The sequence below is a fragment of the Streptosporangium sp. NPDC006007 genome (assembly GCF_040614315.1).
Classification (GTDB): Bacteria; Actinomycetota; Actinomycetes; order Streptosporangiales; family Streptosporangiaceae; genus Streptosporangium.
The window spans coordinates 1-21,989 of record NZ_JBEXUG010000012.1; the positions used below are offsets into that span (position 1 = coordinate 1).

Annotated in this window: 22 protein-coding genes; 12 read left to right on the forward strand and 10 right to left on the reverse strand. The window is 70.1% G+C overall.

Translation table 11 applies throughout. The annotated features are described in order from the left end of the window. The first annotated feature begins 153 nt into the window (after positions 1–153). Entirely contained in the window at positions 154–624 is a 471-nt protein-coding gene (locus ABZ194_RS12005) for a plasmid replication, integration and excision activator (RefSeq protein ID WP_355595152.1), read from the forward strand. 219 nt (positions 625–843) lie between these two features. On the opposite strand, the gene ABZ194_RS12010 is transcribed toward ABZ194_RS12005, so the two are convergent. Then, complete coding sequence (locus ABZ194_RS12010; RefSeq protein ID WP_355595154.1) at positions 844–1,542, reverse strand: hypothetical protein; 699 nt, start codon at positions 1,540–1,542, stop codon at positions 844–846. Here ABZ194_RS12010 and ABZ194_RS12015 point away from each other — a divergent pair. Then, positions 1,541–2,395: an aldo/keto reductase gene (locus ABZ194_RS12015; protein ID WP_355595436.1), complete on the forward strand. Its 855-nt coding sequence runs from the start codon at positions 1,541–1,543 to the stop codon at positions 2,393–2,395. The two genes, ABZ194_RS12010 and ABZ194_RS12015, sit on opposite strands and share 2 nt — an antisense overlap. Here the strand turns inward: ABZ194_RS12015 and ABZ194_RS12020 are convergent. Beyond that, the gene (locus tag ABZ194_RS12020) at positions 2,314–3,162 is read right to left on the reverse strand and encodes a hypothetical protein (RefSeq protein ID WP_355595156.1); all 849 of its coding nucleotides are present in this window, start codon (positions 3,160–3,162) and stop codon (positions 2,314–2,316) included. The two genes, ABZ194_RS12015 and ABZ194_RS12020, sit on opposite strands and share 82 nt — an antisense overlap. Positions 3,163–3,588: 426 nt before the next feature. Further along, positions 3,589–4,677, reverse strand: a complete 1,089-nt coding sequence (gene ychF, locus ABZ194_RS12025) for a redox-regulated ATPase YchF (protein ID WP_355595158.1) — start codon at positions 4,675–4,677, stop codon at positions 3,589–3,591. Positions 4,678–4,878: 201 nt separating this feature from the next. Here ychF and ABZ194_RS12030 point away from each other — a divergent pair, with 201 nt between their 5' ends. Continuing rightward, positions 4,879–6,192 carry a DNA recombination protein RmuC gene (locus ABZ194_RS12030; RefSeq protein WP_355595438.1) on the forward strand — a complete coding sequence of 438 codons (1,314 nt, stop codon included), beginning with the start codon at positions 4,879–4,881 and terminating at the stop codon, positions 6,190–6,192. Positions 6,193–6,323: 131 nt separating this feature from the next. Beyond that, on the forward strand, positions 6,324–6,848 hold the full coding sequence (locus tag ABZ194_RS12035) for a DUF6542 domain-containing protein (RefSeq protein WP_355595160.1): 525 nt from the start codon (positions 6,324–6,326) through the stop codon (positions 6,846–6,848). Positions 6,849–6,864: 16 nt separating this feature from the next. Here the strand turns inward: ABZ194_RS12035 and ABZ194_RS12040 are convergent, their stop codons facing one another. Beyond that, positions 6,865–7,833 (reverse strand): 4-hydroxy-3-methylbut-2-enyl diphosphate reductase, encoded by a 969-nt coding sequence (locus tag ABZ194_RS12040; RefSeq protein ID WP_355595162.1) that lies wholly within the window; start codon positions 7,831–7,833, stop codon positions 6,865–6,867. A gap of 143 nt (positions 7,834–7,976) precedes the next feature. Between ABZ194_RS12040 and ABZ194_RS12045 the strand changes: the two genes are divergently transcribed. Beyond that, positions 7,977–8,930 (forward strand): hypothetical protein, encoded by a 954-nt coding sequence (locus tag ABZ194_RS12045; RefSeq protein ID WP_355595164.1) that lies wholly within the window; start codon positions 7,977–7,979, stop codon positions 8,928–8,930. Between the two features lie 27 nt (positions 8,931–8,957). After that, positions 8,958–10,172: an exodeoxyribonuclease VII large subunit gene (gene xseA / locus ABZ194_RS12050; protein WP_355595166.1), complete on the forward strand. Its 1,215-nt coding sequence runs from the start codon at positions 8,958–8,960 to the stop codon at positions 10,170–10,172. 65 nt (positions 10,173–10,237) lie between these two features. Here xseA and ABZ194_RS12055 read toward each other — a convergent pair whose 3' ends face one another. Then, positions 10,238–10,708 carry a GNAT family N-acetyltransferase gene (locus tag ABZ194_RS12055; protein ID WP_355595168.1) on the reverse strand — a complete coding sequence of 157 codons (471 nt, stop codon included), beginning with the start codon at positions 10,706–10,708 and terminating at the stop codon, positions 10,238–10,240. Between the two features lie 64 nt (positions 10,709–10,772). Between ABZ194_RS12055 and ABZ194_RS12060 the strand changes: the two genes are divergently transcribed. Then, positions 10,773–11,003 carry an exodeoxyribonuclease VII small subunit gene (locus ABZ194_RS12060; RefSeq protein WP_355595170.1) on the forward strand — a complete coding sequence of 77 codons (231 nt, stop codon included), beginning with the start codon at positions 10,773–10,775 and terminating at the stop codon, positions 11,001–11,003. A gap of 23 nt (positions 11,004–11,026) precedes the next feature. Here the strand turns inward: ABZ194_RS12060 and ABZ194_RS12065 are convergent, their stop codons facing one another. Together ABZ194_RS12065 and ABZ194_RS12070 are read right to left on the reverse strand one after the other, a co-directional pair. Next, positions 11,027–11,575 carry a DUF4245 domain-containing protein gene (locus ABZ194_RS12065; RefSeq protein ID WP_355595172.1) on the reverse strand — a complete coding sequence of 183 codons (549 nt, stop codon included), beginning with the start codon at positions 11,573–11,575 and terminating at the stop codon, positions 11,027–11,029. 55 nt (positions 11,576–11,630) lie between these two features. Then, entirely contained in the window at positions 11,631–12,236 is a 606-nt protein-coding gene (locus ABZ194_RS12070) for a TetR/AcrR family transcriptional regulator (RefSeq protein ID WP_355595174.1), read from the reverse strand. A gap of 86 nt (positions 12,237–12,322) precedes the next feature. On the opposite strand from ABZ194_RS12070, the gene glpX reads away from it, so the two are divergent. Further along, on the forward strand, positions 12,323–13,357 hold the full coding sequence (gene glpX, locus ABZ194_RS12075; RefSeq protein ID WP_355595176.1) for a class II fructose-bisphosphatase: 1,035 nt from the start codon (positions 12,323–12,325) through the stop codon (positions 13,355–13,357). A gap of 28 nt (positions 13,358–13,385) precedes the next feature. Here glpX and ABZ194_RS12080 read toward each other — a convergent pair whose 3' ends face one another. Continuing rightward, positions 13,386–13,988, reverse strand: coding sequence for a DUF1707 domain-containing protein (locus tag ABZ194_RS12080; protein ID WP_355595178.1), 603 nt, complete (start codon positions 13,986–13,988; stop codon positions 13,386–13,388). 296 nt (positions 13,989–14,284) lie between these two features. Continuing rightward, positions 14,285–15,838: a PLP-dependent aminotransferase family protein gene (locus tag ABZ194_RS12085; RefSeq protein WP_355595180.1), complete on the reverse strand. Its 1,554-nt coding sequence runs from the start codon at positions 15,836–15,838 to the stop codon at positions 14,285–14,287. 67 nt (positions 15,839–15,905) lie between these two features. On the opposite strand from ABZ194_RS12085, the gene ABZ194_RS12090 reads away from it, so the two are divergent. Both ABZ194_RS12090 and ABZ194_RS12095 read left to right on the forward strand, forming a co-directional pair. Next, complete coding sequence (locus ABZ194_RS12090) at positions 15,906–17,000, forward strand: DMT family transporter (RefSeq protein ID WP_355595182.1); 1,095 nt, start codon at positions 15,906–15,908, stop codon at positions 16,998–17,000. 406 nt (positions 17,001–17,406) lie between these two features. Continuing rightward, the gene (locus ABZ194_RS12095; RefSeq protein ID WP_355595184.1) at positions 17,407–19,059 is read left to right on the forward strand and encodes a fumarate hydratase; all 1,653 of its coding nucleotides are present in this window, start codon (positions 17,407–17,409) and stop codon (positions 19,057–19,059) included. Positions 19,060–19,390: 331 nt separating this feature from the next. Here ABZ194_RS12095 and ABZ194_RS12100 read toward each other — a convergent pair whose 3' ends face one another. After that, positions 19,391–19,984 (reverse strand): GNAT family N-acetyltransferase, encoded by a 594-nt coding sequence (locus ABZ194_RS12100; protein WP_355595186.1) that lies wholly within the window; start codon positions 19,982–19,984, stop codon positions 19,391–19,393. Positions 19,985–20,137: 153 nt separating this feature from the next. Between ABZ194_RS12100 and ABZ194_RS12105 the strand changes: the two genes are divergently transcribed. Then, positions 20,138–20,746, forward strand: a complete 609-nt coding sequence (locus ABZ194_RS12105; protein ID WP_355595188.1) for a superoxide dismutase — start codon at positions 20,138–20,140, stop codon at positions 20,744–20,746. 69 nt (positions 20,747–20,815) lie between these two features. Next, positions 20,816–21,958, forward strand: coding sequence for a serine/threonine-protein kinase (locus ABZ194_RS12110; RefSeq protein WP_355595190.1), 1,143 nt, complete (start codon positions 20,816–20,818; stop codon positions 21,956–21,958). The last annotated feature ends 31 nt before the right edge of the window (positions 21,959–21,989 follow it).

The following is a 21,989-nucleotide window of genomic DNA, read 5'->3' on the forward strand; positions in this document are numbered from 1 at the left end:
ATCCGCAGCGAAAAGGGCATCCGCTTCGGCGGACGCCCCCTCCCACTTGCCGCGTGATCACCCAACCCGGTGAACGTTCCCGGTCACCGCACTAGACACCCTTGAGGCGGCAGACCGGCCGTATCCGTCTAGGGGGTAGACGAAGGGAGTGTCATGGCCATCCAAGGCCCCATCCCGATCGGCTTCGACCAGGTCTTCCCGCACGGCTGCTACCTGGTCGGCGACGTGCAGCAGGTCAAGGACTTCGACGCCTCCACCAACGGCCGCACCGTCTACGCCAAGGACAAGACCACCGGCCTTCCCGTCTGGCAGATCTCCGTGATCGACGCCGACCCCGAGGCCAAAGCCTCCCAGAAATCGGTCACCGTCAAGATCCTCACCGAACTCCAGCCGGTTCCCCCGCCCCCGCTGCCGGACCTGCCGATCCCCGCGACAGCGTCGGTGGGGCCGGTGGAGATCGGCCGATGCGAGGACGGCACCTCCTGGCGGCTCAAAGTCCACGGCACCCACGTCCCGGTCGCCGGGGCGACGGGGGCGGGCAAGGGCTCGGTCATCTGGTCGACGATCCGGGGCCCGCCGCCCGCGCCGGGCTGGTGCAGGTCTGGGCGCTGGACCCCAGGCTGATGGAGCTGAGCTTCGGGCGGGGCCTGTTCGGCGACCGCTACGCCGCCACCCCGGAAGGCTGCGTCGCCCCGTTGGAGGCAGCGGTGAAGGTCATGCAGGAACGAAATGATCACCGCCCATCTCAACCGGCTTGAGTACACCGACGGTTACGAGGGACTGAACAGCGCAACGTGAGCGCAGGCGCCCAGCATGCATGCCCCTGGGCACCCGCGTTCGAGGCTATGCCGCTGCGGTAAGCTCCCTGACTCGCTCGCTGAAGTCGGCGAACAGCCGATGTCCGCCGAAGAGCCGCATGCGCCGCTGTAGGTCGTGCACGGCTTCCATAGCACGCGAGGACTTCACTTGCCTGGTCAGACTGAGGGTACGAACACCAGCCGCGTGAGCCGCCTCCAAGTCGTTCCGCTGCAAATGAGATACCGCGAGGGCCGCCTGAGACATGGCCCCGCGCCGAGCGCGCTTCTGGCTCGCGGCGTGGTCTATCGACTTCCGGGCATGCTCATCTGCGGCGTTCGCATCCCCGAGGTCGCGGAACATGTTGGCGTGCTCCCCGTGTAGATAGGCAGGGTCGATGAAGGCCGCCCACTCCGGCTGCTCATCTGAACGTACCTTCGTGTACGCCTTCTCGGACTCGATTACCGCGCGGGCCGCCGCAAACTTGTCGTTGAGCAGAGCGAGCGCTCGCGCTTCGAGACACCAGAGGTCCGCCAGGCAGGCCGGCGAATCGACATGTGACAAGCCGAGACGCCCCGCCTGAGCCAAGCGGCGCCCTTCGACCGGGTCTCCAAGCAGCGTGGCTTGGTCCGCCATGCCAGCCAGAACATGAGACCCCAAGGCCGTGTTACCGGAATCCTCCGCGAGGCGAAGGGGCTGGATCAAGTAGCGCTGGGCGAGACCATGTTCCCCATTGTCGTAGGCCATCCATGGGCTATACCGGCCTGGTCACGCCCGTGACGTACTCGAAGCAGCCGCCGACCTCGGCGTAGCGCGCCTCGACACCGCCTCGAACTACCTCGGCCATCGCTCACACGAAGTACTGAAGACGGTGGCCGACGATCTCTTACCGAAATTCTCGGTCTCCACCAAAGTCGGGTATTTCCCAGAGGGACATTCCCTCGCCCCCACCCGGCTGCGCGCCGGAGTCGAGCAGGCCGCGAAGGATCTGGGACGGGAGCCGGACACGGTGCTCCTCCACAACCCCGAGCGCTCCCACCCCGACGCCGAAATGCTGGCGCAGGCGTGCGCGGTCTTGGCCGACGCCGCGCAGACGGGGCTGTGCGGGGGGTGGGGTGTATCGAGCTGGGACCCGCGCCCGCTTGTGGGCCTCGACGTACCCTGCCCTGATGTCCTCATGGTCCGGTCAGGACTGCTGGTGGGTGTCGACATCCTCGAAGCGGCCGAGGCCCTGGTGACGCGGTGGCTGCCGTCGCAGGTGTGGGGCATGAGCCCCTTCAGCGGCAGTACGACCGAGGCGGTGTGGGGGAAATTCGACCCGCGGATTTTCCTGCGGCATTCCCCGCCAGCCACAACGGTCCAGGCGGCGTTCCGCTCCGCCTACGGCCTGCCCCGGGTCGACGCGGTCGCGGTCGGTACGGACAACGTGAACCACCTGTGGGAGCTGATCGGCGCCCTGGCGTACGAAGTCGACAACCAAGTGGTCCGGGAGTACCGGCAGCTTCTCCAGACCCGCCGTCAGCCCGTCCGAAGTCCCTTCACCACTCGCTCCGCCGTTTCCCAGGCGGCCCCCAGCCGGGGGTCGTCCGGGTCGGCGTAAAGGCCGAGGATCTTCGCGGCGACGAACAGCGTCATCAGCTTGCCGTCCCGGCTTTCCAGATCGCCACGCCGCTCGCTCCGCACACGATCGGCCAGAGCCGGGACGGCGAGGGAGGCACCCCACAAATTCGCCGCGTCCAGGCCGCGCGGGGCCATGCCCCAGTCCTCCCAGTCGAACACGCAGAACACCGGCGCCGTGATATTCGCCCAGTTGAAGTCCGCGTGGGCCGGACGCCATTCGACCACGACCGTATCGACGCCGGGGAAGACGCTGTTGATCGTTCTTGTGACCAGTTCCTGTGTAAGGGTCTCGGTATCCGGTGTCGCGATCCGGTTGGTGTGCTGCGCGGTGAGGGCATCCAGGGAAGCGTTCAGCGCGGCCCACCACTCCTCGGACAGCTGCGGATCCTCCGCCACCACGGCGCTGCTCACCGGCGCCCCCAGCAGCAACTCCGTCTCATCCGCCCGCCACATCACCGACTCCTCACGCCAGGCAACGCCGACGAGCCAGGCCGGTTTTGCGATCCCGCGCAGGGCCTCGGCGGACGCGGTGCCGTCCCCACCCTGGACCCCGATCCGGTCGAGCCCTCGTCTCTCGATACGTACCCACGTATCGCGATCCGTCCGCACGCCAATCGAGCGGCGCTTGCGTACTACAGTGTCCCGATTCAGGCGTGTCTGAAGCGACCGTTCTACACGATCGAGAACCTCATCAACCGGTTCAACCCGCAAATCGACAGCACGAGTTGTATGAGCTGAGAGCGTCATAGGCGTGACCGTAACAGCATGCCGGCCTGCAGAGGCTCACCTTGGTCACAGTGGCGAGACTTCCCGCGGGGTTCCAGCCCGGTAGCTGATGCTGACGTACTGTCAACGGCCAAGTGCGTGTGAGTCTGGCCCACCTTCCGTGATCAGTAGCGGCGGAGGCGACGAAGAACCGGGGAGGACCACCCCCGCGTGTGCGGGGATGGTCCCCAGGCGCCCACCACCCGTACAGCCGTCGCCGGACCATCCCCGTGTGTGCAGGGCCGATACTTGTTCACCTGGGCCTTTAGACGGTGGGGGCCTCGATTTCCTTTGGTTGCTCAGCCACGAGCACCGCACGCCACCTTCCGGTCCCCGCCGGAGGCCCTCAGCGCCGCATGAATCCATCCGAACGCGAGGTGAGCCCGAAAGGCATGATCACCGCGCCGGTCAGACGTTGAAGCGGAACTCCACGACGTCGCCGTCGCGCATCACGTAGTCCTTGCCCTCGATGCGGGCCTTGCCCGCCTGGCGGGCGGCGGCGACCGAGCCCACCTCCACCAGCTCGTCGAAGGAGGTGATCTCGGCCTTGATGAAGCCGCGCTGGAAGTCGGTGTGGATGACCCCGGCCGCCTCGGGGGCGGTGGCGCCCTTGCGGATCGTCCAGGCCCGGGTCTCCTTGGGGCCGGCGGTCAGATAGGTCTGGAGGCCGAGGGTCTCGAAGCCGATCCTGGCCAGCTGTGCCAGGCCGGACTCCTCCTGGCCGACGGACTGCAGGAGTTCGAGCGCCTCGTCGTCGGGCAGCTCGACGAGCTCGGACTCGATCTTGGCGTCCAGGAAGACGGCGTCGGCCGGGGCGACGAGCGCCGACAGCTGTGCCCGAAGCTCCTCGTCGACCAGCTCGTCGGCGTCGAGGTTGAAGACGTAGAGGAACGGCTTGGCGGTCAGCAGGTGCAACTCACGCAGGTCGGCCACGTTGATTCCGGCGCCCTTGGCCCCGGCGTACAGGGTGGTCCCGCCGTCGAGAAGCTTGACGGCCGCCTCGGCGGCCTCCAGGACGCCCCTGCGGTCCTTGTTGGTCCTGGACTCCTTCTGGAGGCGGGGGATCGCCTTCTCCAGCGTCTGCAGGTCGGCGAGGATCAGCTCGGTGTTGATCGTCTCGATGTCGCGCCCGGGGGCGACGCCGCCGTCCACATGGGTCACGTCGGGGTCGTTGAAGACCCGGATGACCTGGCAGATGGCGTCGGTCTCGCGGATGTTGGCCAGGAACTGGTTGCCCCGTCCCTGCCCCTCCGACGCGCCGCGGACCAGACCGGCGATGTCCACGAACTCGACCTTGGCGGGCAGGATCTTCGCGGAGCCGAAGATCTCGGCCAGCTTCTCCAGACGCGGGTCGGGAACGCCGACGATGCCCACGTTGGGCTCGATGGTGGCGAAGGGGTAGTTCGCCGCCAGGGCGTTTGCGGTCTTCGTCAGCGCGTTGAAAAGCGTTGACTTGCCGACGTTGGGCAATCCGACGATGCCGATGCTCAGGCTCACGTGAGCCGAGTTTAGAGGGAACCGCCCAGTGCTATCCGCCTCGGGCGTGTCACAGGACGGTGGAATCGCTCTCCAATCGGTCTCCGATCGGTCTCCTTCCAGCCCGCCGGAAGCGAGGGGGCGGGTGGGCCGGAAGCGCTCTGGAAGGCGTGTCGGGAAGCCAGGAGCCGCCGGGCCTGCGATCATTCCGGGGTGAATGTCATGGCCCTCGCCTTCCAGCTCGCTGTGGGACTCGCCGCAGGACTCGCGATCGGGTTCCTGCTGGGCAGGGCGCGCGCCTCCTCCGGGGCCTCCGACATCGTCACGCGCCTGGCCGAGGCGGAGGCCCGCGCCAAGGTCGCCGAGGAGAAGGCCGCCTATGTGGAGGGACAGCTCGCCGAACGGTTCCAGGCCCTGTCCGCCAAGGCGCTCGACGTCAACAACCTGCGCTTCCTTGAGCTGGCCGAGACCAGGATGGCCGTCGGCCAGGCGGAGGCGGCCGGGGAGCTGGAGCAGCGTAAGCAGGCCGTCGAGCATCTGATCGAGCCGTTGAAGGACACACTGGCCCGCGTCGAGACGCAGCTGCGCGACACGCAGGCGGGTCAGCGGGCCGCCCACGCCGAGCTGGCCAAGCACATCGACGTCGTCCGGGAGAGCAACGACCAGCTGCGCCTGCAGACGACCGCGCTGGTGCGCGCGCTGCAGCGGCCGGAGGCCCGGGGGCGGTGGGGGGAGCTTCAGCTTCGCAGGGTCGCCGAGATCGCCGGGATGCAGCACCACTGTGACTTCGACGAGCAGGCGTCCGCCACCACCGCCGATGGCCGGCTCCGGCCCGACATGGTGGTACGGCTGGCCGGCGGCAAGAACATCGTGGTCGACTCCAAGGTCTCGCTGGCCGCCTACCTGGAGGCCGCCGAGTCCACCGACCCCGACCACCAGTCGGCCCGGCTCGACAGTCACGCCCGTCACGTGCGCGAGCATGTGGACCGGCTGGCCGCCAAGGCCTACTGGCAGGCGTTCAGCCCGGCGCCGGAGTTCATGGTGCTGTTCATCCCCGGCGAGGCGTTCCTGGCCCCCGCCTTGGAGCGCGACCCGGCCCTGCTGGAGTACGCCATGCGGCGGCGCGTCCACATCGCCACGCCCACCACGCTGATCACCATGCTCCGCACGGCGCAGTACGCCTGGCAGCAGGCGGCGCTCAGCCAGAACGCGCAGGCGGTCTTCGAGCTGGGCAAGGAGCTCTACGAACGGCTGGGCAGCATGGGACGGAACATGGAGACGATGGGCCGGTCGCTGAGCCGGGCGGTGGAGTCCTACAACCGGACGGTCGGCTCCCTGGAGACCCGGGTGCTGGTGAGCGCGCGCAAGCTGAACGACCTGGGGCTGGTGGAGACCGAACTGGACATCCCCCAGAGTGTCGAGGGCCTGCCACGCACGCTGACCGCCCCCGAACTCCTGGGGGAACTGGGAGAAGAGGAGTCAAGGCCGCCTCTCGTCTCCCGGCTGAACGGTAAGTTGGCGAACGACCTGCCCTAGAGGCTGTTCCCTGGAGGCGCCGGCGACCGGACACTGTAGGCGGAGGAAGGGATGGCCATGGGGGGCCAAGGTCGAGGGGGACGGCTGATGGACGAGCGGGGCGACGGGCGGCCACATGGCCGGGTGATCGCATGAGTAAACGGAAACGGGGCGGCGGCATCCGGCTGACCGCTCGGGGCGCGGTGGCGCTCGTGCTGGCGTTCACGCTGGTGGGCAGGGTCCTGCAGGCGTTAATCGGGCCGTCGGCCCTGGTCGGCGTGGCCTTCGTGATCGGATGCGGGGCCGCGGTGTCGACGGTGAACCGGCGGGACCTGCTCTCGCTGGTGGTCTCCCCGCCGCTGGTCTTCTTCGCGGCCACGCTGCTCGCCGAGACGATCCACTGCCTGGGCGCGGCCACGCCGATGCAGGCGCTCGGGCTGGGCATGTTCACCTCGCTGTCGGCCGGCGCCCCGTGGCTGTTCGCGGGCTCGCTCCTGGTTCTGATCGTCGCCTGGCGGCGCGGCCTGGCCGGATGCGTGCGCGAGCTGCGCGAGGAGCTGCGGTCCGGCGCCCCCGAGGTTCCCCGCCCGAGGGTGGGCGACAGCGCCGGGTTCGCCCCGGAACCGGAGGGTTACTTCGAACCCAAGGTGTACGGCACGCCCCGCGACACCCCGTAGCCGGGGGCGGGCTGGATCAGACGGTGGCCCGCAGGTCCCTGCGGAGCTCGTGCGGGAGGGCGAAGCGGACGCTCTCCTGGATGGACTCGACCTCTTCGACGTCGTCGAAGCCGTGCGTGGCGAGGCGGGCCAGGACTCCGGCGACGAGCTCCTCGGGGACCGAGGCGCCGCTGGTGACGCCGACCGTGGTGACGCCGTCGAACCACTCGTCCTTGATGAGCGAGGCGTCGTCGACCAGGTAGGAGGCGGCGGCGCCGTGGTCGAGGGCGACCTCGACCAGCCGCTTGGAGTTGGAGGAGTTCTCCGAGCCGACGACGATGACCAGCTGGGCCTCGGCGGCGATCTCCTTCACCGCGACCTGGCGGTTCTGGGTGGCGTAGCAGATGTCGTCGCTCGGCGGGTCGATGAGGTTGGGGAAGCGCTCCTTGAGCCGGGAGACCGTCTCGGTCGTCTCGTCCACCGACAGGGTGGTCTGTGACAGCCACACCAGCCGCTCGGGGTCCCGTACCTGGACGGCGCCGACCGCGTCGAGGCCGTCGACGAGCCGGATGTGGGCGGGGGCCTCGCCCGCGGTGCCCTCGACCTCCTCGTGGCCCTCGTGGCCGATGAGCAGGATGTCGTAATCCTGGGAGGCGAAGCGCTTGGCCTCGTTGTGCACCTTGGTCACCAGCGGGCAGGTGGCGTCGATCGTCTTCAGGCTGCGCTGGGCGGCCTCCTGGTGGACCGTCGGGGAGACGCCATGGGCGGAGAAGACGACGATGGCCCCCTCGGGGACCTCCTCGGTCTCCTCGACGAAGATCGCTCCGAGCTGCTCCAGTGTCTTGACGACATGGGTGTTGTGCACGATCTGCTTACGGACGTAGATCGGCGCGCCGTACAGCTCCAGGGCCTTCTCCACGGCTTGGACCGCACGATCGACCCCCGCGCAGTAACCACGGGGCTTCGCCACTAGTACGCGTCGGGTCGCGGGGGTCTGTGAAGTCATGTTCTTATGCTACGTGGAGTGCCCGCCGGGCTCGTCCACTCGCCCTATGACCTCACATAGTCCTAAAAAGTCCTACTAAGGCACAGTCTTGCCGATTTACTTGCCAGACTGAACGTCGAATACAGACCTCTCTGGGAGACGACATGGCAGTCCCTGACATCGTTCGCAATGTCACCAAAAATGTGCGCGAGGCGCTCTCCAGCCGCGAGGAGTTCAAGGAGAAGGCGAAGGACCTGCCGCTCTACGTGCTCCAGACCGCGCTGAGCGGGGTCGGCCAGGCGCTGCTGCTCGGCGACCGGGTGAGGACCACGATCAAGCGTCTCACCGGCCAGACCGAGGAGGCCGAGGAGACCGACGAGGCGTCCCAGAAGCCCGCCGACCAGCGGGCCGAGGCCGCGGAGCCCGTGGAGGGCACCGAGAGGAAGGCCGAGGAGAAGCCGGCGCGCCGCGAGCCGGTCATCTTCGCCCCGCGTCCGGAGACCACCGCGTCCAAGGACGGCGAGGACGTCAAGGCCGAGGCCAACGGCACCAAGAAGCGTCCCGAACCGGTCATCTTCGCCCCGGCCGCGTCCAAGGCGAGCACCCCCGAGACCGCCACGACCCAGCCGGAGCCCGTGGCGGAGTCCAGGCCGGAGCCCGTGACAGGGTCCAAGACGGCCGAACCCGAGGTGGAGCCGGCGGTCACAGCTCCGAAGGCCGGGGTGGAGACCGGAACGGAGACGGCCGGACTCGGGATCGCCGAGCCCCCGGCCGCGAAGATCGAGGTCACCGAGGTCGAGGTCACCAAGCCCAAGACGGCCGACGCCGCCGCGGCCGAGGTCACCGAGACCAGGGTCGCCGAACCGGTCGCGAAGGTCACCGAGGCCGTGGTGCCCGCCGGGACCGCCGAGGTCGCCGAGGTCGCCGAGGTCACGGTGCCCGCCGAGCCGATGCCCGGACACAGCGGGCTGACGATCGCCTCCCTCCGCGCCCGGATGCGCGGCAAGACCGCCGAGCAGATCCGGGAACTCCTCGCCTACGAGCGGGCCACCACGGCCCGCGCGGACGTCGTGCGCATGTACGAGAACCGCCTGGCCAAGATTGAGGCCGCCGAGTAACCGCCTCCGCGGCGTAGGCTCCCGGCCATGAGCTCGAAGACCACCCCGGAACAACCGCTTCCGGTCCGCACGGTTCTGCAGATGGTCGGTGGCTGGATCGGCAAGCTCGGCACCGTCTGGGTGGAAGGGCAGATCACCGAGCTGACCGCCCGCGGCGGCACGGTGTTCCTGACGCTGCGCGACCCGGTGGCCAACGTGTCCGCCCGGGTCACCTGTCCGCGCGGCGTCTACGAGGCGACCGTCCCCCGCCCGGTGGACGGCGCCCGGGTCGTCATGCACCTGAAACCGGATTTCTGGGTCAACAAGGGCTCTTTCGCCTTCACCGCCCTGGAGATGCGCCCGGTCGGCGTCGGTGAGTTGCTGGCGCGGCTGGAGCGGTTGCGCCAGGTTCTCGCCTCCGAGGGGCTTTTTGGAGTCGACCGTAAACGACGGCCGCCGTTCCTGCCCGGCACGATCGGGCTGATCTGCGGCCGTGACTCGGCCGCCGAGCGCGACGTGCTGGAGAACTCGCGGCGACGCTGGCCCGCGGTCCGGTTCAAGGTCGAGCCCGTCGCCGTGCAGGGGCCGTACGCGGTCGCCGAGGTCGTCGAGGCGCTGCGCGGGTTCGACGCGGACGGCGAGATCGACGTCATCGTGATCGCACGGGGCGGCGGCTCGATGGAGGACCTGCTGCCCTTCTCCGACGAGGCCCTGGTCAGGGCGGTGGCCGCCTGCCGGACCCCGGTGGTCAGCGCGATCGGCCACGAGCAGGACAACCCGCTGCTCGACCTGGTGGCGGACGTGCGCGCGTCCACCCCCACGGACGCCGCCAAGAAGATCGTGCCGGACGTCGGCGAGCAGCTCACGCTCGTCCGGCAGCTCCGCGACCGGGGGCGCCGGGTGGCCGGCGGCTGGCTGGAGCGCGAGACGACCTGGCTGGCGGCCGTCCGCTCCCGGCCGTCGCTGGCCGATCCGGTCAGCGAGATCGAGCGCAGGGCCGAGCAGGCCGAGCAGCTCAGAGACCGCGCGCGACGGTCGCTGACCGCCTCCCTCGACCGCGCCGAGGACTCCCTGGAGCACCTGCGTGCCCGGCTGGTCACCCTGTCCCCCGCCGCCACCCTGGAACGCGGTTACGCGATCGTGCAGCGTCCCGCGGGTGATGTCGTACGGCGCGCGCACGACATCACCCCCGGCGACGAGCTGACGATCCGCTTCCCCGACGGGCGGGCGAGGGTGAGGGGCGAAACTCCGGCGGCCGGGTGACCGCCGAGGACAGAACCCGACACGCGGATGACAGCCGGGGGCGGAACCCGGGCAGCCGGGAGGCGTCAGGAGGAGTTGCGCCAGGTGAGCGAGGGATAGTCGTCGACGACGAAGCCGAGCTCCCGGTAGAGGGACTCCGCGTCCGAGGTCGCGTGCAGGTCCACCCTGCGAATGTCCGCACGGCGGTACCAGTCCATGAGCATGACCATGATCGCCCGGCTGTGCCCCCGGCGCCGGTGGGCGGGATCGGTGGTCATGCCCTGGATGTAGCCGTAGCGGCCGCCGGGGACGGTGGGGCCCGGAAAGCAGTCGAAGATGAGGCCGATTCCGCAGGCGGCCAGCCCGCCCTCGGGGGCGTCGACCACGTAGACGGCGGTGTCCGGACTTTCCAGCCGCTCGTCGAGGGAGGCCGCGTAGGCCTCGTGCCAGTGGCCGTCGATCGGGTAACTGCCGTCCTGCGCCATCCGGTCGGCCAGGATCTGCCTGAGGCGGACCAGCTCGGGGACGTCCCCGGAGGCGGCGTGTCGAACGCTCATATATCCAGTCTTTCAGGCGCTCGCTCCACAACAGCCGCCGGTCGGTGACTCTAGGGTGGGGTGTGTGGCCGATGAGAAGACACCGTCGTACGAACAGGCACGCGAAGAGCTGACCGAGGTGGTCCGCCGCCTTGAGGCGGGCGGGCTCACCCTGGAGCAGTCGATCGAGCTGTGGGAGCGCGGCGAGAGGCTGGCGGCGCTGTGCGAGGAGTGGCTCCAAGGGGCCCGGGTGAAGCTGGCCGCCGCCATGGCGCAGCGCAGACAGCCCGACGCCGCGGGGGGCACCCCCTTCTAACTTCCGGGTGCCCCGGGGCCGCGTCAGGAGGCGATCTTCGACTGCTGTTTGAGGGAGCCGGCCAGGGCCGACAGCTCGTCCCACTCGGCGGTGCCGGTGACGACGAGGGTGACGCCGGGGAGGAGCCGGACGAGTGAGCGCTGGTTCTTGTCCTTACGGAAGCGCTGTTCCCAGGTCACGCCGTTGATCTGAACACTGCCGGTGGCCTCGTTGGTGTTGGCCATCCGGTTGGCGAACCCCGCCGGGGACCCCTCGTCGCTCTGGCCGAGCATCGCGTGGGCGCGCTTGGCGGTGGCGAAGCCGAGCTTCCAGGTCACCGCGGCCTTGCCGTCGGCACCTTTCTCGCCGGTCTGGCGGGAGCTTGTCGGCACCCAGCCCGCGAGCACCGGGTCGGGTGACCACACCTGGTACGGCGCGGCCCGCCGCATGTTGGCCAGGTCGATGGAGAAGTCGATCCTGGGAATGTGCTCGGTCCGGCTCTGCGGCGTGACCAGCAGAAAGACGCCGACGCCGGCGAGGCAGACCAGCATCGCGACCACGTAGCCGTAGAAACCCTGAGTAAACCGTTGCACGACTGTCAAGACTATCGGCCCGGACGGGTACCCCTCCCCACGGGGCGACGGGATCTCAGGGGCGGTGGATCCGCCCGATGATGGCCAGCACGCCCTCGGCGAGGGCGCGGGAGGCGTCCTCGTCCTCGGACAGGACGACCTCGGAGACGGCGGCGGCGAGGGCACCGGTGAGGACCACGACCAGCGCGCCCTCGTCGCCCTCGAACAGGGCGGCGTTGCGCTTGGCCCACTGGCGCAGCCTGTCTCGCATGACCACCTCGAACCCGGGCGGCCCGTCGCCGCGCAGGAACAGCGCGGCGATCTCACGTTCGGCCAGGCAGCCCTCCAGGTAAGCGCGCGCGCCCGCGACGAACAGCCGCATCGGGTCGGTCTCGCCCCCGGCGCGGGCGGCCTGGACGGCCTGCTTGGTCCGCCGGCCCTGCCGATCCTGGAACTCGTCGAAAAGTGTCAGATAGAGGTCTGCCTTGCCGGAGAAGTGGTGATACAGGCTTCCGACGCTGGCCCTGGCGCGGGAGACCACCTCGGTCACTCCGGCCTCGGCGAAACCACTCGTGACGAAGACCTCCCGGGCCGCGGCGAGAAGGGCGGCGCGTGTGGCCGCACCACGCTCGGAGGCGTATGTGGGCACGTCTGTCACCGGCCGTCCCGAGTCGCTGCTCATCGTGGGGACATTATCCTCCGCTGCCCGGCGAGAAAGGGGGCAACTACGATCGTTGCAGTAATCCACGAGAAGAGGGGTCTTCTGTCATGTCCGATCAGACGTCCGTCCCTGCCGCGCTCGCCACAGGTGAACACGCACCTGATCGCAACCTCGCCCTTGAACTCGTCCGGGTCACCGAGGCGGCCGCGATGGCCGCGGCCCGCTGGGTGGGGCGTGGGGACAAGAACGGCGCCGACGGCGCCGCGGTGAACGCCATGCGTCAGTTGATCAACACGGTGTCGATGAACGGTGTGGTGGTGATCGGCGAGGGCGAGAAGGACAACGCGCCGATGCTCTACAACGGCGAGCACGTCGGTGACCGCAGCGGCGCCGAGTGCGATGTGGCCGTGGACCCGATCGACGGCACCCGGCTCACCGCGCTCGGCATGCCCAACGGGATCTCGGTCATCGCGGTCAGCGAGCGCGGCTCGATGTATGACCCGTCCTCCGTCTTCTACATGGACAAGCTGGTCACCGGCCCGGAGGCGGCCGAGAGTGTGGACATCAACGCGCCGGTGGCCGACAACATCGCCGCGGTGGCCCGTGCCAAGGGCGGCGAGCCCTCGGACGTGACCGTGGTCATCCTCGACCGGCCACGCCACGACAAGATCATCAAGCGGATCCGGGAGACCGGCGCGCGGATCAAGCTCATCACCGACGGCGACGTGGCCGGAGCGATCATGGCGGCCCGGGCCGGCACCGGCGTGGACCTGATGCTCGGCATCGGCGGCACCCCCGAGGGCATCATCGCGGCCTGCGCGCTCAAGTGCCTGGGCGGCGTCATCCAGGGCAGGCTGTGGCCGCAGGACGACGTCGAGCGGCGCCGGGCGCTGGACGCGGGCCTGGACCTGGACGCCACGCTGAGCACCGACGACCTGGTCAGCTCGGACGACGTCTTCTTCGCCGCCACTGGGATCACCGACGGTGAGCTCATGCAGGGCGTCCGCTACCGGGGTGGGTGCGCCGTGACCAGCTCCCTGGTCATGCGTGGCCGTTCCGGAACGATCCGCAAGATCGAGAGCGAGCACCAGCTCTGGAAGCTGCGCGCCTACAGCGCGATCAACTTCGACAACGCGAGCTGACCTCTCGCGCCGCTCCCGGTCTCGCCGGTCAGCGGCGGAACCAGGAGCGGCGCGGGCGCTTCGGCGACTTGGCGACGACGGTGCCCATGGTGATGAGCCCGGTGATCTCGATCACCGGGCCGTCGGGAGACGGCGGAACCTGGTTCTTCTTGCTCGCCATGATCCCGGAGGCGGGCATCTCGATCCGGACGCCCTCGGGAACGATCAGCGTGAGGGTCGCGGCCATCACGGTGACCTGAATGGTCACATGGCTGGACTGGAGCACCGCCTCACGCAGGTCGAGCGTGACGTTGGCGAAGATCGCGGTGGCCGAGAAACGGGTGGGCACCACCCAGCGGCCCGCGTGCCGTTGCGAACCGAAGAAGGCCGTCACCGGGCGGACGTCGGTCCGCAGCGGCTGGGCCTCGGGCGGGAGCAGGTCCGCGGTGAGCGCGGCGAGTTCGCCCAGCGTACGGATCCGGTACAGCGAGTCGATCCGCTGCTCGTGCTCGTCGTGGGTGAGCCGGCCGTCGGCGAGCGCGTCACCCAGCACGGCGGCCACCCGTTCGCGGTCGTCGTTCCCCGCCCGCAGTTCGCCGGGGCGCGGCTCACGTCCGGGATCACGGGGCACCGGGGGCGGGGAGATATCCACCCCCATCACGATAATCCCTGCCTGGACCGGAACGAGGGATCCAGCTCCCCGGCACGGACCGAGTCCTCGTGGAGTCACCGTGGCGCCCTCGTCATGGGGCTTCTGGGATCGACGGCCTGCTTCCTCCAGGAGGAGCGGATCCAGGCGTGCCGGGGGTCGTCGCGGCAGGCCATGGACCGCACCGGGGCGAGTCCCGCCGGCACGTTCAAGGAGTGGAGGTCGTCGCGTCGACGGGCAGGCAGGCGAAGTCGCCGACCGCGTGAAAGCGGTCAACGCGGTCAACGCGGTCAACGCGGTCAACAGGGTCGGCGCGGGAGCCTGCTCGCGAGGGTGCGGACGGTCTCGTCGGCGCGGTGGGCGGGGAGGCGGGCGAACCCCACGACCAGGGCCGGTGGTCCCGGCGCGTACCGCATCGGGGCCACCGGCTCGACGGCGAGGCCGCAGTCCTGAGCCGTCTCGGCAACGGCCGGCTCGTCCCAGCCATCGGGCAGCTCGGCGAGCAGGTGCAGTCCGGCGGAGACGCCGCGCACCCTGATCTCGGGCAGGTGCTCGGTCAGCGCGCCCACCAGGGCGTCGCGGCGGGTCCGGTACTCCCGGCGCATCCTCCTCAGCTGCCGGTCGTAACCGCCGGTCCTGATGAGCTCCGCCAGCGCGTACTGCTCCAGCACCGGTGAGCCCAGGTCCAGTTCGGCGCGGGCCAGCCGTATCGACTCGGCGATCTCGGGCGGCGCCGCCACCCAGCCGAGCCGGAGTCCGGGGGCCAGGGACTTGCTCACGCTGCCCACCAGGACCACCCGGTCGGGGGCGAGCCCCTGCAGGCATCCCACCGGGTCGCGGTCGAACCGGAACTCGGCGTCGTAGTCGTCCTCCAGGACCGTCGCGCCGGTCGCGGCGGCCCACTCGATCAGCTCGGCGCGGCGGCGCGGGGAGAGCACGATGCCCGTCGGGTACTGGTGCGCGGGGGTGAGCAGCACCGCCCGTGCCCCGCAGGCGGCCAGGGCGTCGACGTCGACGCCCTCCTCGTCCACCGGGACCGCGACCGGGTCCGCGCCCGCGGCGCGTAGCAGCGGGAACTGGCGCAGGCTGGTCGGGTCCTCGACCGCCAGCCGGATCGGGTCGGGAGGCGGCACGGAGCGCGCGGCCCAGCCGCCCAGCCGATCCGGGGCGTGGGCGACCTGGACGAAAGACCGCTCCGGGAAGTGGGGGGCCTGGACGAAAGATCGCCCTGGGGCGTGGGGGGCCTGGGTGACTGACCGGTCCGGGGCGTGGGGGGTCCGCTCTTGGGGAGGCCGTCCGCGGAGCGTGCGGACGGTGAGGCTCAGCCCCTGGGCCACCCCGCCCACGATCACCAGGTTGTCGGGGGTGACGTCCGCCGCGCGGACCCTCCGCAGGTAGGCGGCCAGTTCCTCGCGCAGATCCGGCACACCGCCGGGGTCGCCGTAGTCGAGCGCGGCGGCGGGCAGGGTGGCGAGCGCCTGCCTGATGGCGGCCAGCCACCGTTCGCGGGGGAAGGCGGCCAGGTCTGGGGAGGTGGGGCGCCGTCCGTGGTAGGGCCGGCGGGCGGGCACCGCCGGATCGTGGCCGGAGACGGCCGGGGGCCGGCCGGCCGCGGGGGCCACCACGGTGCCCGCGCCGACCCGGGAGATCAGGAACCCCTCGGCGACCAGCCGCTCGTACGCCTCCACGACCACCCCGCGCGACAGCCCGAGGTCCCTGGCCAGTTCCCGGCTGGCGGGCAGGCGCGCGCCGGCCGCCAGCCTGCCCTGCCGTACGGCCTGCCGGAGCTCGTGGGCGATCTGGCCGGCGATCCCTCCGGCCGCCCGGTCGACGGTCAGGTGCAGATCGGCCAATTGGTCCTCGATTTTATCAATTTATTGGACCCGTGAGGGGAACCATTCGCTCTTTAGCATTCCCGATATGAAGCCAGTTGTCACCGCCGCGCCCCCGTCCGCGCCCGGTGTGGAGTTCCGCGCCCTGTGCCAGGCCGCGGGGGCGATGTTCCTGGTGGGCACCCTGGCCGCCGTCTCCGGCGTGATCCAGGACTACCCGGTCTACGGTGGCCAGGCGCTCCGCTACCTCCTCGGCGCCGCCGTCCTGCTCACCGTCGCGCGGGTCGCGGGCCTTCGGTTCGTGCGGCCGACGCGCCGCGAGGGCGTGCTGCTGATCGCGCTGGCGCTGCTCGGGCTGGTGGTCTTCAACGTCTGCGTGATCGAGGCCACCCGGCGCGGCGGTCCCGCCCTGGTCGGCACCGTGCTCGGTACGGTCCCGCTGATACTGGCGCTGCTCGGCGGACGTCCCTCTCCGCGCGTCGTCGGGGGCGCGGTGGTGGTGGTCGCCGGGGCGACGCTGGCCACCGGGCTGGGCAGCGGCGATCTGCCGGGGCTGCTCTGGTCGCTCGGGGCGCTGTTCTGCGAGGTCTGTTTCTCGCTGCTGGCCATCCCGCTGCTGCCCAGGCTGGGCGCGGTGCGCGTGTCGGCCTACGCGGCCATGGCGGCCGTACCGCTGCTGGCCGTCGTCGGCCTGCTGCTGGACGGCGCCGGGATGGTACGGGTGCCCACCGTCGCCGAGGCCCTGGGGCTGGGCTACCAGGCGGTGGTCGTGACGGCGGTGGCGTTCTTCCTGTGGTACGACGCGCTGCCCCGCCTCGGCCCGGGAACCGCCGGTCTGTTCGCCGGGCTCATCCCGGTCGGCGCCATCGTCACCGGAACGGTCCTCGGCCTGGCCTCGCCGTCGGCGCCCGACCTGTTCGGGGCCGCCCTGGTGGTGGCCGGGATCGTCATCGGCCTCAGCGCTACAGCCTCGCCGACGATTTCCCCGGCGGTTGCCGCGTCCTCGATGTCCCCGGCGTCCCCGGCGTCCCCGGCGCCGACGTCCCGGACAGCGACTCAGGCAGCGGCTTCGGCGGGGACTCCGAAGGGGATCTCGCCGAACCCGTCCGCTGCCGGGGCAGGTTCATCTGCGACCTCGGTATGTCCGCCGGCTGCTGGGGAGCCTGTCCGTCCACACTTCTGATGGTCGCCAGCGCGATCGCGATCAGCGAGACCGCCAGCCCGGCGACCACGATCAGCGCGAGGATCACGAGCATGACGATGTTGCTGACCATAAAGGTGTCGCTGGCCATGACAGCGGTTCCAGTCTCCATGACGCCCTCCGGCCTCCACCGGGCCCTGGGCCCGGCCTCTCTTCCAGCTTCCTCTCTGTCTTCGGACAGATGTGGACAAAGGACGTCATAAATAGTCAATCCTTGCTAAAAGTGCTTATTTCATGTCTCGTACCGACTCCCAGGGCGGCGAGACGGGAGAACCCGCACGATCGGCGGAGCCGTCCCCGACACCCGACCACCACGGGAGGGCGCGATCGGCAGGCCGTACCCTCTAGGAGGACCGGAGAAGGCCACCGGCACGGAGGATCGAGGACGATGCCCGAGTTCGACTACACCGACCTGCTTCCCATGGGGCCGGATGAGACGCGATACCGTCTGGTCAGCGCCGAGGGGGTGCGCGTCGTCGAGGCTGCGGGCCGCAGGTTCCTGGAGGTCGCCCCCGAGGCGCTGAGACTGCTGACCGAGACGGCGATCCACGACATCTCCCACTATCTCCGGTCGTCTCACCTGGCCCAGCTCCGCAAGATCATCGATGATCCCGAGTCCAGCGGGAACGACCGCTTCGTGGCACTCGATCTGCTGAAGAACGCCTCGATCTCCGCCGGCGGCGTACTCCCGATGTGCCAGGACACCGGCACCGCGATCGTGATGGGCAAGCGCGGCCGCCACGTGCTCACCGACGGCGCCGACGGCGAGCACATCTCACGTGGCGTCTACGACGCCTACACCAGGCTGAACCTGCGCTACTCCCAGATGGCGCCGATCACCATGTGGGAGGAGCGGAACACCGGCTCCAACCTGCCCGCGCAGATCGAGCTCTACGCCGAGGACCCCGGGGGCCACGCCGACGAGTACAAGCTGCTCTTCATGGCCAAGGGCGGCGGCAGCGCCAACAAGTCGTTCCTCTACCAGGAGACCAAGGCCGTTCTCAACGAGAAGCGGATGCTCGGGTTCCTGGAGGAGAAGATCCGTTCCCTGGGCACCGCCGCGTGCCCGCCGTACCACCTGGCGATCGTCATCGGCGGCACCTCCGCCGAGCTCGCGCTGAAGACGGCCAAGTACGCCAGCGCCCGCTACCTGGACACCATTCCCACCGAGGGTTCGCCCAGCGGCCACGGCTTCCGCGACACCGAGCTGGAGGCCAAGGTCTTCGAGCTCACCCAGAAGCTCGGCATCGGCGCCCAGTTCGGCGGCAAGTACTTCTGCCACGACGTCCGTGTCATCCGCCTGCCCCGCCACAGCGCCTCCTGCCCGGTCGCCGTCGCGGTCTCCTGCAGCGCCGACCGCCAGGCCCTGGCGAAGATCACACCTGATGGGATCTTCCTGGAGGAGCTGGAGACCGACCCGGCCAGGTTCCTGCCGGAGACCACCGACGAGCACCTGTCGGACCACGTGGTGAAGATCGATCTCAACCGTCCGATGCCGGAGATCCTCGCCGAGCTCACCAAGTATCCGGTCAAGACCCGCCTGTCCCTGACCGGTCCGCTGGTCGTCGCCCGCGACATCGCGCACGCCAAGATCGGCGAACTCCTCGACGCGGGCGGCGAGATGCCGCAGTACCTCAAGGACCACGCGGTCTACTACGCCGGCCCCGCCAAGACCCCCGAGGGGTACGCCTCCGGTTCCTTCGGCCCCACCACCGCGGGCCGGATGGACTCCTACGTCGAGCGCTTCCAGGCCGCGGGCGGCTCCATGGTCATGCTGGCCAAGGGCAACCGATCCAAGCAGGTCACCGACGCCTGCGCGGCCCACGGCGGCTTCTACCTCGGCTCCATCGGCGGTCCCGCCGCCCGTCTCGCCCAGGACTGCATCAAGAAGGTCGAGGTCCTGGAATATCCCGAGCTCGGGATGGAGGCCGTCTGGAAGATCGAGGTCGAGGACTTCCCCGCCTTCATCGTGGTGAACGACCAGGGCGAGGACTTCTTCAGCGACACCACCGGCCCGGTCCTGTCCATCGGCCGCCGCTGACCGGAGGCGCGGGCCCGGCTCCCCCGAGCGGGGCCCGCGCGGCCGGGCGCCCTCCCGCCCCCGTGGGAGGTCCGGAGCGGGGGCGGGCTCCTGGAAGGGAGCGGACTCCTGGAAGGGAGCGGACTCCTGGAAGGGGGCGGGGTCCTGGAAGGGGGCGGGGTCCTGGAAGGGGGCGGGGTCCGGACAGGGTACGGACCCCGGGCGAGAGGGGTGCGGGGCCGCTCGCAGGATGCCCCTGGAACGCGCTGTAGCCCTCACAGGACAGTTTTGACGGAATCCTGCGGGATTCCCCCCTCTGGCGCCCCAAAATGTCGCCCTGGGGCGAGCCGGGTCAGCCGGGACCGTCCAGGCGGGGCGGGTGGGACGGGTCAGCCGGGCCGGGTGGGGCGGAGCACCCCGGCGCGGCGGGTGAGAGGTAGATCCGGAAGGCGCGGTCACAGACGTGGAACTCGTGCAGGCAGCGCCAGCCGAGGCGTTCGTAAAGGCGGACGGCGGCGGTGGCCTCGCATGAGGTGACCAGCCAGGAGAGGCCCACCTCCGCGGCGACGTCCCGGACGAGCACGGTGCCGACGCCACGGCCGGCGAAACGCGGGGAGACCGCGACCTCGTGAAGCTCGAAGCGGGTGCTCAGAATCGACAGGTCGCCGGTGACGTCGACCACGGCGTCGGCGACGGGGCCGTAGAGGCGGTCCTTTGGCCAGGGGTCCTTGGTCGGGAAGCCGTAGGCGAACCCCGCGGGCTCACCGCCGAGATAGGCGACGCGGCAGCGGAAGCCGGGGGTCCGGAGGTGACCGGGCAGGCGGCCGGCGAAGGCCCGGATCTGGTCGGGGGTCTCGCACCACGGCGGCGGTGCGAACGCCTCCGCGTAGACCGACTCGAACGCCGCGATGACCGGCACCGCGTCGAGCGTCAGCCCGAACGGCACGGGACCCCCTCAGGACCAAACCAACACCTGCCATCATGATGTACCTGCGAATCTATCGCAACAACGAAAAGACCTGGGTAGCAGGACTGACGCATGTGCGAGCAAGTTGCAATAGTGTCCGAAGAGCATTGATCGACGAGGAGGCAGACCTTCATGGCCGAGTACACCCTTCCGGACATGCCCTACGACTACGCGGCGCTGGAGCCCGCGATCACGGGCGAGATCCTGGAGTTGCACCACTCCAAGCACCACGCCGCCTATGTCAAGGGGGCCAACGACACCCTGGAGCGACTGGCCGAGGCCCGCGACAAGGGCGAGTTCGGCGGACTGGTCGGGCTGGAGAAGACCTTCGCCTTCAACCTGTCCGGGCACGTGCTGCACTCGATCTTCTGGGAGAACCTCTCCCCCGACGGCGGCGACCGTCCCGACGGGGAGCTGGCGGCGGCCGTCGACGAGCACTTCGGCTCGTTCGAGGCGTTCGCCAAGCAGCTGACCACCGCCACCGCCGGCGTGCAGGGCTCCGGCTGGGGCATCCTGGCCTGGGAACCACTCGGCCGCCGCCTGGTCGTCGAGCAGGTCTACGACCACCACGGCAACGTCGGGATGAACACCACGCCGCTGCTGGTCTTCGACGCCTGGGAGCACGCCTACTATCTGCAGTATCGCAACGTGCGACCCGACTACGTCGAGAAGCTGTGGAGCCTGGTCAACTGGAACGACGTGACCCGGCGTTTCTCGACAGCGACGAGCACGAAAGCCTGACTGAAGATCGCAAGAAGTTTCGAGCCGGTCTCTACTGGTCGCACTACGCAAATCGGTAAGCTGCCCCACATGCGTGCGCCGTCCGGATACCTTCTTGCAGCGCGCTATCGGCTGGCCGAGCCGGTTGGGCGCGGCGGCATGGGCACCGTCTGGCGGGCACATGACGAGCTTCTGGGCCGTGAGGTGGCGGTCAAGGAGGTGCGGCTGCCCCTGGTCCTCGACGAGGAACTGCGGGCGGAGCTGTGCGCCAGGACCGAGCGCGAGGGACGGGCGACCGCCATGGTCGCCCACCCCTCGGTCATCACGGTCTTCGACGTCGTCACCGAGGACGAGCGCCCGTGGATCGTGATGGAGCTGCTCCGCGCCAGATCCCTGGAGCAGCTCCTCCAGGACCGGGGCCCGCTGCCGCCGCGTGAGGCCGCGGAGATCGGGCGGCAGGTCCTGGGCGCGCTGCGGGCCGTGCACGCCAAGGGGATCCTGCACCGCGACGTGAAGCCCAGCAACGTCCTGGTGACCGGCGATCGATCGGTGCTCACCGACTTCGGCCTGGCCGCCCTCGAAGGCGACGTGTCGATCACCCAGGCGGGTATCGTGCTCGGCTCGGCCGGATACATCGCCCCCGAGCGGGTGCTGGGCGCCAAGGCCACCCCGTCGGCCGATCTGTGGTCGCTCGGCGCGACCCTCTACTCCGCCGTCGAGGGCCGCGGCCTGCAGGGGCGCCGTACGGCCGCCGCCGCGATGGCGGCGCTGACCAGCGGCGAGCCGATTCCGATGGAGAAGGCGGGGCCGCTGACCCCGGTGCTGCGCGGCCTGCTCACGATCGACCCGGCGACCCGGCTCGACGCGGTCCGCGCCTCCCTGATGCTCGCCCGGGTGGCCGCGGGCGAGCCGGCCGAGGCGCCGGCCGTCAGAAGCACCACGACGCTCACCACCGCCTCGTTCGGCCGCCGCCCGCAGCGCCGCGGCCCGCAGCGCCGCGGCCTGCACCGGGCGGGCTCCGCGCCGACTCCGGCACCCCCGCCCCCGCCACCGGCCCCGGCCCCGGCCCCGGCGCCTCAGCTCCGCCCGCACCGCCGCCCGACCGAGGGCGTGCACCGCAGGTCGGTGGCGCGCCCCTCCGCTCCACGCCCGTTCATCCGGATCCTGCTGGCCTTCATCCGGCTGGTGGTCCCGCGCCCGCTCCGGCCCAAGGAACTCCGTAAGCGCGGATAAAGCCAGGTTCAAGGAAGAATCGCTATCTTCT

What these genes read in the sequence shown, in the direction of transcription:
- ABZ194_RS12005 (WP_355595152.1), top strand. Translation starts at nt 154, where the DNA reads ATGGCCATCCAAGGCCCCATCCCGATCGGCTTCGACCAGGTCTTCCCG.
- ABZ194_RS12010 (WP_355595154.1), bottom strand. Translation starts at nt 1,542, where the DNA reads ATGGCCTACGACAATGGGGAACATGGTCTCGCCCAGCGCTACTTGATC.
- ABZ194_RS12020 (WP_355595156.1), bottom strand. Translation starts at nt 3,162, where the DNA reads ATGACGCTCTCAGCTCATACAACTCGTGCTGTCGATTTGCGGGTTGAA.
- ABZ194_RS12030 (WP_355595438.1), top strand. Translation starts at nt 4,879, where the DNA reads ATGGCCCTCGCCTTCCAGCTCGCTGTGGGACTCGCCGCAGGACTCGCG.
- ABZ194_RS12035 (WP_355595160.1), top strand. Translation starts at nt 6,324, where the DNA reads ATGAGTAAACGGAAACGGGGCGGCGGCATCCGGCTGACCGCTCGGGGC.
- ABZ194_RS12040 (WP_355595162.1), bottom strand. Translation starts at nt 7,833, where the DNA reads ATGACTTCACAGACCCCCGCGACCCGACGCGTACTAGTGGCGAAGCCC.
- ABZ194_RS12045 (WP_355595164.1), top strand. Translation starts at nt 7,977, where the DNA reads ATGGCAGTCCCTGACATCGTTCGCAATGTCACCAAAAATGTGCGCGAG.
- xseA (WP_355595166.1), top strand. Translation starts at nt 8,958, where the DNA reads ATGAGCTCGAAGACCACCCCGGAACAACCGCTTCCGGTCCGCACGGTT.
- ABZ194_RS12055 (WP_355595168.1), bottom strand. Translation starts at nt 10,708, where the DNA reads ATGAGCGTTCGACACGCCGCCTCCGGGGACGTCCCCGAGCTGGTCCGC.
- ABZ194_RS12070 (WP_355595174.1), bottom strand. Translation starts at nt 12,236, where the DNA reads ATGAGCAGCGACTCGGGACGGCCGGTGACAGACGTGCCCACATACGCC.
- glpX (WP_355595176.1), top strand. Translation starts at nt 12,323, where the DNA reads ATGTCCGATCAGACGTCCGTCCCTGCCGCGCTCGCCACAGGTGAACAC.
- ABZ194_RS12090 (WP_355595182.1), top strand. Translation starts at nt 15,906, where the DNA reads ATGAAGCCAGTTGTCACCGCCGCGCCCCCGTCCGCGCCCGGTGTGGAG.
- ABZ194_RS12095 (WP_355595184.1), top strand. Translation starts at nt 17,407, where the DNA reads ATGCCCGAGTTCGACTACACCGACCTGCTTCCCATGGGGCCGGATGAG.
- ABZ194_RS12105 (WP_355595188.1), top strand. Translation starts at nt 20,138, where the DNA reads ATGGCCGAGTACACCCTTCCGGACATGCCCTACGACTACGCGGCGCTG.
- ABZ194_RS12110 (WP_355595190.1), top strand. Translation starts at nt 20,816, where the DNA reads ATGCGTGCGCCGTCCGGATACCTTCTTGCAGCGCGCTATCGGCTGGCC.